At 56.7% G+C, this 8,686-nt stretch carries 8 protein-coding genes; all 8 read left to right on the forward strand.

Annotated features, from left to right (window positions below):
- Positions 1 to 258: 258 nt before the first annotated feature.
- Positions 259 to 789 (forward strand): type II secretion system protein, encoded by a 531-nt coding sequence (locus SMC3_RS09825; RefSeq protein ID WP_119089952.1) that lies wholly within the window; start codon positions 259 to 261, stop codon positions 787 to 789.
- A gap of 209 nt (positions 790 to 998) precedes the next feature.
- Entirely contained in the window at positions 999 to 1,529 is a 531-nt protein-coding gene (locus tag SMC3_RS09830) for a type II secretion system protein (protein WP_119087385.1), read from the forward strand.
- A gap of 292 nt (positions 1,530 to 1,821) precedes the next feature.
- Positions 1,822 to 2,940, forward strand: coding sequence for a prepilin-type N-terminal cleavage/methylation domain-containing protein (locus tag SMC3_RS06585; protein WP_126850802.1), 1,119 nt, complete (start codon positions 1,822 to 1,824; stop codon positions 2,938 to 2,940).
- The gene (locus SMC3_RS06590; protein ID WP_165846642.1) at positions 2,909 to 3,724 is read left to right on the forward strand and encodes a type II secretion system protein J; all 816 of its coding nucleotides are present in this window, start codon (positions 2,909 to 2,911) and stop codon (positions 3,722 to 3,724) included. The genes SMC3_RS06585 and SMC3_RS06590 overlap by 32 nt, the downstream gene beginning before the upstream one ends.
- A 16-nt stretch (positions 3,725 to 3,740) precedes the next feature.
- Positions 3,741 to 5,609 carry a hypothetical protein gene (locus tag SMC3_RS06595; RefSeq protein ID WP_119089954.1) on the forward strand — a complete coding sequence of 623 codons (1,869 nt, stop codon included), beginning with the start codon at positions 3,741 to 3,743 and terminating at the stop codon, positions 5,607 to 5,609.
- Complete coding sequence (locus tag SMC3_RS06600) at positions 5,609 to 6,244, forward strand: Tfp pilus assembly protein FimT/FimU (protein WP_119087944.1); 636 nt, start codon at positions 5,609 to 5,611, stop codon at positions 6,242 to 6,244. Before SMC3_RS06595 ends, SMC3_RS06600 begins: the two co-directional genes overlap by 1 nt.
- Positions 6,245 to 6,313: 69 nt before the next feature.
- The gene (locus SMC3_RS09625; protein ID WP_207799707.1) at positions 6,314 to 7,741 is read left to right on the forward strand and encodes a stalk domain-containing protein; all 1,428 of its coding nucleotides are present in this window, start codon (positions 6,314 to 6,316) and stop codon (positions 7,739 to 7,741) included.
- 132 nt (positions 7,742 to 7,873) lie between these two features.
- Positions 7,874 to 8,395: a Tfp pilus assembly protein FimT/FimU gene (locus SMC3_RS06610; protein WP_165846643.1), complete on the forward strand. Its 522-nt coding sequence runs from the start codon at positions 7,874 to 7,876 to the stop codon at positions 8,393 to 8,395.
- The last annotated feature ends 291 nt before the right edge of the window (positions 8,396 to 8,686 follow it).

The following is an 8,686-nucleotide window of genomic DNA, read 5'->3' on the forward strand; positions in this document are numbered from 1 at the left end:
ACCTGCAGGAAGTGCTGAGAAGTCGGTCCCGATATGGTGGACGCCAGGGGCCGATGGAGCTGGGTGGCGTAACCGGCCTGGTCAAATGATGGACCTCAGGTCCAGCGAACATTCGAGAGTAAGGAGGCGAGAACACATCAGTGACCAATTCGCGAAAAGCCCGCATTGGCATCACTCGAAAACGTAGTCAATAGAACAGATGTATAGTGATGACCTGCCACAGGCAGGCGACATGCAACAACTTCCAAGGAGGAAGCAATGAAGAGAAGAGGGTTTACACTGATTGAGCTGATGGTCGTCATTGCGATCATCATCATCCTTGCCGCAATTGCGATCCCCAACTACCTGAACATGACCAAACGTGCGAAGAACTCTCGTCTGGCATCCGACATGTCTACGCTGGCCACTGCCCTTGAAACCTTCAAGACTGATTGGGGCGCGTATCCGGACCACGCAGTTGCTGAAGGTGTCAGCCTCCCTGCCTCGGAGATCTACGTGGAGTTGACGGGTATCACACACACCACGGGTCTCAATATTGCGAGCGCGACAAACGCGATTGGCGAGAAGAACGGTACTGTGGCGCCATTCCAGAATTACATTAAGGAAGGTACCATGGTAAGCATCATCAACCCATTTGGGCTACCGGCGCTCACTCCTTACGTGATGTACAAGACATCAGGTTCTGGGTCGTCCATGACGTGGACGCTGTATGCCCAGACGGACACGTCCGCATGGTTGACTAGGACGGATTCCACCTCTACTGCTTCGGTCGTGACAACCCAACCCTAGCTGACTTCGCGTCTTTCGGGTTAGGTGGCAAGGAGTTTCAGAGTAGTAGATTCGCCCCTCACGCCGGAGCCTTCGGACTCCGGCACCATGGGGGTTCCTGAGCTACGGAAAGCCTACTTAGTCACCTCTCGTAGTCGCCTCGACAATCTAGGCAAGTAGACACAGTTACCACAGGCAGGCAACCTACAGAGACTTCCGAGGAGGAAGTAATGAAGAGAAGAGGGTTTACCCTTATCGAGTTGATGGTCGTCATCGCGATCATCATCATCCTTGCCGCAATTGCGATCCCCAACTACCTGAACATGACCAAACGTGCGAAGAACTCTCGTCTGGCATCCGACATGTCTACGCTGGCCACTGCCCTTGAAACCTTCAAGACTGATTGGGGCGCGTATCCGGACCACGCAGTTGCTGAAGGTGTCAGCCTCCCTGCCTCGGAGATCTACGTGGAGTTGACGGGTATCACACACACCACGGGTCTCAATATTGCGAGCGCGACAAACGCGATTGGCGAGAAGAACGGTACTGTGGCGCCATTCCAGAATTACATAAAAGCCGGTACCATGGTAAGCATCATCAACCCATTTGGGCTACCGGCGCTCACTCCTTATGTGATGTACAAGACATCAGGTTCTGGGTCGTCCATGACGTGGACGCTGTATGCCCAGACGGACACGTCCGCATGGTTGACTAGGACGGACTCTACATCTACAGCGTCGGTGGTGACGACTGCTCCATAGGTGTTCCATCGTTGTATCTTTGGGGTCAGCTGGTAAAGAGCTCCGGAGGACTTTTGTTCAATCCGAGGGGCGCATCCCCCAAAGTGGTAGGTTCGTTTGAATCGCCGGAGCCTTCGGGCTCCTGAACCACGGAAAGCGCAGGTGTGTCAATGCTTGGTGAACGATATGCCGGGCGCGCTCTCCAAGATGCAGGAGCCAGAGGTGCTAGTACGGAAGACGGTTTATGTAATCGCCTCTTGTAAATGAGGAGGCTTGGCGTAAAGTTGGAGCACGCAGGTGAGTGGAGCAGACCATGAGGCGGACAGCAGCGCATCGTTCATACGTTACTTCAGCGGCAGTCCTCTTGTGTCACGGCCTCAGTCCGGCAGGTCGCAGTAGACGACGTTGCCTCGGCTTCACACTCATCGAGCTTGTGGTGGCGATGGCTATTCTTCTGGTTGTCATGATCGGGGTTCTCTCGGCTATCTCGTTTGCCTATACCAGCTCCAATGATACGGAGATGCGCAACACCGCCAAGAATGTCGCCTCGTACACCCTTGAGTACCTGCGTGCGCGGACCGTCACGAGGGGAGCGTCCGGGTTGATGGCGTCCCTTGGCATGACGCTGAATTCGACCGGGACGTACGGCTGGTACGATGCGACGACCAACCCCACCGGCGCTTTCCCGTCCATTGTCGATGTAGGCAACCTCCCGCTGCAGTCCGACGGCTACCCGTGCAACTACACCTCGACGTACGTGAGGACAGCCGTGATCAGTGACGGGAGCAGCAACCCGAGCGATACTACTGGTTCCGGTGGGATCGTTGCGGGCCAGCAGGCCATCCGATTCGCCTCCAGACACGCGGCGAGCCCGATCCAGTCCTATGCGGTTCAGGCTTTGGCATTCACCAGCACTCTGCAAGGGTACGTGTCTGTGGAGAACATGGTAGACCCTGGGAGTCCGTCACAGAACCCGGCACCCGAGGACAAGAACCTAGCCCAGATGCACTTCTCCGGCAGCAATACTGCCAGCGGTACATACCGCACGACGCTGATGGACTCGGCCTTGGTGCCGTTGCCCGCATGGACCGACCTCGTCGTGCGGTATCCCGGCGTCTACCCGTCGACCCAGCCGGTCATCACGTCGTTCACACCATTGACAGGATACCTGGCCAAGGTGTACACGACCGACGCGAACAGAGTGGACAAGAGCAATCAGGAGTACAATCCGTACTACACGACCGACTCCACCAAGAAGGCGGTGACACAGTCTTATCGAGGTTTCCGCGTGCTAACACAGGTCGTCGCCCGGACGGCGGCTCCCGCGACGTTGAGCCAGGTCCAGTATTATGACGTGACCGTGACGGTGCTATGGATGAACGGGACGCATGAGAGCAACTATGAGCTTACATCTCAGATCGTCGCGTATTAGCGTACCATTGTGGCGCGCGCGTTCCGGCTTCACGCTGCTGGAGCTGATGGTTGTTTGTGCTGTCATCGTCATCGTGACGACGATGGCATTCAGCGGTTTTCGCTACATGACCGCCGTCATGAACAAGGCCATCAACGTGACCAAAGCTCGCGAGAACCTGACTATCGTGATGGACCAGCTGACCAAAGAACTGCGCGAGGTAACAACGGTGGACGATGCGCACAATCCGCCCAATCTCATTGCAACAAATGACGGTTCGCGCGTCGACTATGACGTCACGCTGCCTGCGGTGCCCACAACAGCGGACACCACGCGTGGTGTCGCGGACGTGCTGACGGTGCCAGCCAACTATGGAACGTTGGGATCTGGTGCCACGTATACATTTCTCACCAGTGTGGGCACTCCTCCAAATGGCATCGTGCTGGAGTTCTTTACCATCGATACCAGCGGGACCCCCGCCAAACACCGTATCCGCTATAGCGTGACGGCGCCCAAGGTTGGCTCGACGTACGCCGGCATCGGGCAGCAGTTCTGGGGGACCAGCACCACCGAGCCGTGCAACATCACGTATTGCAACAACACATGGAACAGCGCGACCAGTTCGTGGTCCAGCGAGGCGCCTCAGCCGATGACAGACCAGGTGGTGACGGGCTTCACCGTTACGCGTCCGGCGTGGTCATCCAATGTTGTTCAGATCACACTCGAAGCTCAGGTTCGCGGCTTGAGCGGAACGACAGGATACAGCACCGTCCGGCTTATCGGACTTGTTACAGTCCGCCAGTGACCGGAAAAGGAGCACCATGAGACGACTGCACTACTTTGGCTGGAGGCAGCGCAAGGGGATTGCTCTCCTGCTGGTGATGTTCATTGCGTTTGCCTCGCTTGTCCTGCTGACGACGTTGTTCGGCTCGCTGGCCCCCCGGAGGGTCTCAGTCCTCGGAGGACAGGAGTCGGACCGTGCTCTCGCGATCGCGGACGGCACCATCGACCGCCTGCTGGGCCTGATCAACAATACGGGACTGACCTTCTCTGTTGCGTCACAGAGTTCCGCGCAAGATTGCACTCAGGCGCTGGTGACTGACCTTCTGCTGGGCATCAACGGCGGTTCGACAGGCGATTCGTATACCACGGTCTCGACTAATGTCCGGCACTACTTCTACGACATTACGACGGACACTTACTACCGGCTCGAGAGCGGCACGGCAGACACCGGCACGTTGACGAACCTGTCGACGGGCAGTCCCGTTTATGGCGGACTGACAGGCATGGATACCACCTATGCCACGGACAACCGCTGGTTCGAAATGGACGCCAACGCCCGGTACTGGTACGACTCCTCGAAACCAGACACGTGGCAGATCGAGGTGACAGCGTACAACCTGTCCAGCCCCGATATCAAACGCACCATTCGGGCGGAGGCCAACCGCGGCGAGATGAGCACTGCTACTGTCGCGAACGGGAACTGGTATGTCCCTTCATCGTCAACGACAAGCTACTTCTCTGATTACTCGGGCCTGTACCACAGCAAAGTGAACTTCGGGAAGTTCGAGGTTGTTGTCGGCTACGTTCGTTCCGACGACGACCTCAACATGGGTGGATGGGCAATGACGAGGGCTTTCGCACATGGAACGGTCACCGACATCGCTATCGACGACGGCAACAACCATGATGGGAGATTTGGCATCGACGGTGTAGGCCTGGCAGTCGCGAAGTCCCAGGCTCTGGCGAGCGACCATGTCGATGCAGCTAGTTGGCCCAACGGGTCGGCAGCGCTTACAACGTTGTCCAGCAACGCAGCCTCCAACTATACGGTGAGCGGCAATGCGACCATCATATTTTCGGCCCCGGGTGGCGTCGGAAAGGTCACCATCAATGGAGGCGCCCTGCTTTCCCTGCCCGCGAACGGGGCTATCTATGTAAGCGGCGACGCGACAGTCAGTGGGACAGTGAGGGGTCAGGTCACGATCGGTGCGAACGGCAACATCTACATCGGGGACGATATCACGTACGTCAATCCGCCGCGTCTGGACTTCAATGCGCCGCCCGTCAATCCGAGCCTGCAGGACAAGCTGGGCCTGATCGCAAAGAACAACATCATCATCCCCGTATCAACGTACAACGCCAACAAGACGCTGACCATCGATGCTGCCCTGCTGGCTGTGACGGGTTACTTTGGCATCGACTCCAACTACAGCAGTTATAGTTATCACTCTGTTAACTCGAGTCCTCACTGGGTCGGCTACTGGAACGGGTCGCAGTCGATCTACTCGGGTGCCAGTGCGCCGGCCATGTCGAGCGGCAGCAATGTCTACGGGTATGAGGAACAGCATACCAACTACGACTGGAACCTGACCAACGGTGCCCGTCCTCCGTTCTTCCCTGCTGCCGACGACAGCACTGCGCCAACGATCCAGTATCTTAACTACACCGGAAGCGACCTGGCGACTCTCCAGGCGCTCATCCAGGCCCAGCTTACGGTGGTGACCCCGGGGAGTGACGCATATGCCAACGCCATGCGATATAGCTACTTTCTCAATGGTAAGACGTATTATTGCAGCAATGCCACTTCCTGGAACTATAGTGGCACGTACACCGCCACCAAGAACTCGCTGTATCGTGTGTCGTGGAAGGAAGAGATCGCCCAGCCGGTCGTAGACACCACACCTTGATGAACAAAGAGACCGGGAGAACCCGTTCTCGCGGGTTCACCCTTATCGAGGTTATTATTGTCGTGGGGGTGATCATCATCCTTGCCGCTGCGGCTGTTCCGTCGTTTGGCTCGACCCTGGCGCGGATGCGCATCCAGTCGAATGCATCGCAGATGGTTCAGGACCTGCAGCTCGTCCGGGCCAGCGCCATCACCTACCAGCAGGACCTGTACGTCTACGTCTGCACCAGTCCGGCAGCCAGCAGGACGACGTACTACTATGAGCTGTTCCAGAAGGACCCACTGACCACAGTTCCGACTCACTACACACCGATGGACGCTCCCGTTTCGGGGAAGTTCGTGAAGAAAGTCGCCCTGTACAACATGAGCTTCGGCGGGCCGTTCTGGTCCGGACCCACAAATATCTCACCGACCCTGACCACGTTGGACGGCAGACAGTATGTGGTCTTTGCATTCTGCTGCGGTGAGGGCAGCAATTTCCGCGGCCAGCCGGGCATCGTGAGTAGTACGCTTGCCCCCCCGTATACGGCCTTTTCTGGTGTCGTCGGCATCCCCGTCGTCGATTCGAGTTCCAGGACGTGGTATGTGACGGTGAGCCCGACGGGGCAGGCAGGTTCAAGTGGTGTCAGCCCGTGACCTTGCCTGGTTTCTAAGAGCGATAGTACGGTGACTGGCAGGAATCGGAGCCTAGAGGAGGCCTTTCCCATGAAACATTCCGTCCGTTTTGTTTTGACACTGATCGTGTGCCTCACGATGAGTCTTTCGAGTGTGATGGTGGGCAAGACCCGTGCTGCCAGCACGGGTTGGGTAGAACGTCGGCCGGCAGGGGACGTAAATCTGGAATGGTATGCGCTTGCCTCCGATTCTACTGGAACGCGCGTGGTTGCTGCTGCCTTTGGTCTGTATGGAACCGAGGGTTGGGTCTATACTTCAACAGATCGTGGGGCAACCTGGACGAAAAGATACCCCATATCTGCTTCTCAATTCTGGCGGGCTGCCGCATCCGATGCCGATGGGACCAACCTGATTGTTGGCGCCTGGGCTGGTCGACTCTATACGTCCGCAGACAGTGGAGCAACGTGGACGGAGCGGCAGTCGGCGGGGGCGATCGATCAGAGGTGGCAGACCGTAGCTTCCAGTGCTGATGGTTCGCATTTGATTGCGGGGGCTTCAGCGGGTCGGCTCTGGATATCCTCGAATGGTGGCGGCACGTGGACGGAAACACGGCCAGCGGGAAATGTTGATGGAGACTGGCGTGGAGCATCTTCCAGTTCCGATGGAAGCGTCATGCTTGTAGGCAACTATGGCGGCAGACTCTACATGACCAGGAATGGCGGAGCCAGCTGGACGGAAGTCACGCCTGCGGGAGCTGCGGACAAGAATTGGCAAGGAACCGCGATGGATGCGGATGGAAGCAATCTGATCACAGGTGTTGAAGGGGGAAGGCTCTACACATCCTCTAACAGTGGTTCCAGCTGGACGGAACGACAGCCAGTGGGAGACACGAACCAGAAGTGGTCTCGGTTTGCTTCTGATTCTGACGGGAAAGTCCTGCTGGCATCGGATGAGTCGAGACTCTATAGTTCGGTTGACAGTGGGGCGACATGGGTAGAGCAGCAACCGGCGGGAAATGCGGATGTCCACTGGGTCAGTTCTTCCATTGCTTCCGATGGTTCTTACTTTCTTGTGGGTGCCTATGGCGGGAGGCTTTATTCCCTTGCCGTTGGGCAGGTGCCGAAACAGACTGTCATGGTGCTCCAGATAGGAAACTCCAAGTTTACTGTCAACGGAGCTTCGACTACTCTTGATTCGCCTCCCGTCATCAAGAATGGAAGGACCCTTGTCCCAATACGTGCAATCATCGAAGCACTCGGAGGAACTGTCGGCTGGGATGGAACCGCCAGAAAGGCAACAGTTACCCTTGGAAGCACGACCATCGAACTCTGGATCGGCAAGAATGCAGCCAAGGTGAATGGCGTCTCTAAGCCTATCGATTCAACAAACGCCAAGGTGGTTCCGGAGATCATCAACGGCAGAACCATGCTTCCTTTGAGATTTGTCTCCGAGAATCTGGGGTGTTCTGTTGTCTGGGCGGCTGCAACCAAAACGATAACGATCACCTACCAGCCATAGAAGCGGCTGCGTAGAAAGAGGCGAAACAGCCCGGTCTTGTGACCGGGCTGTTTCTATTGCTGCCCACCGCGCTTGCCAGACACACCCTTCAGGATAGACTCACAATGAAAACACTTCATAGAAGGGGTGCCTGTGCGCAGAAAAGGCTTCACGCTGTTGGAGCTTGTGGTAACAATGGCGATCGTCATGATCCTGGTAACGATAGCAGTACCACCTCTGGACAGATATGTCGCGCGGGTCCGTCTCCGATTTGCTGGGATGACACTGGTACTGGACCTCCGAGACATGCAGGCCAATGCTGTGTGTGAAGACTGCTTTTACACGATGGTCTTTGTAACCAATGAGAACCGGTACTACTTCAGACAAGGCACCAAGTCCTATGCGCCTCCTGGGACAGTCAGGACGGAGAGGTCGCTGAGCAGGTATGCCGGGTTTCCGCTGGCGGTTGGCAAGAGAGATCCGGTCTCGGCGGTGTTCGGCACTCAGACATCCATGGTGAGCCCCGTGGTCACCATGAGCTTCAATGCAATGGGGAGACCAGCCGGCGGCTCCGGCGGCGGTCACGTGAGTTTCATGAACATGTATGATGAACGCGTCGATGTCATTGTCACGCCGGTCGACGGAAACATCCGCATGGAGTGGGTCTCGCAGTGAGGTTGGGTCTCTTGACAGTACCGCCATCCTGACTATCATCTACTTGTTCGACACGCAGAGGTACGAAGAGTGAAGGCCATGCGCGACGAGAGAAGCGCAAGGTCTTGACTTTTTTTGCTATTTGCATAGTATGAAAGTCCGTCGCCCCACCCCAAGGGTGTCAGTCGACAGCACGGCACGCGCAGTTGGTACCTTGAAAACTAGACAGTGAAGAGAACGGGTTGAAAGACACAATAGGTGTGTTTTTTATCCGACAAGGAAAGTCTTGAAGTACAAGACAATCCCTGTCAT

This window comes from Candidatus Cryosericum hinesii (assembly GCF_003570985.1).
Taxonomy (GTDB): Bacteria; Caldisericota; Caldisericia; order Cryosericales; family Cryosericaceae; genus Cryosericum; species Cryosericum hinesii.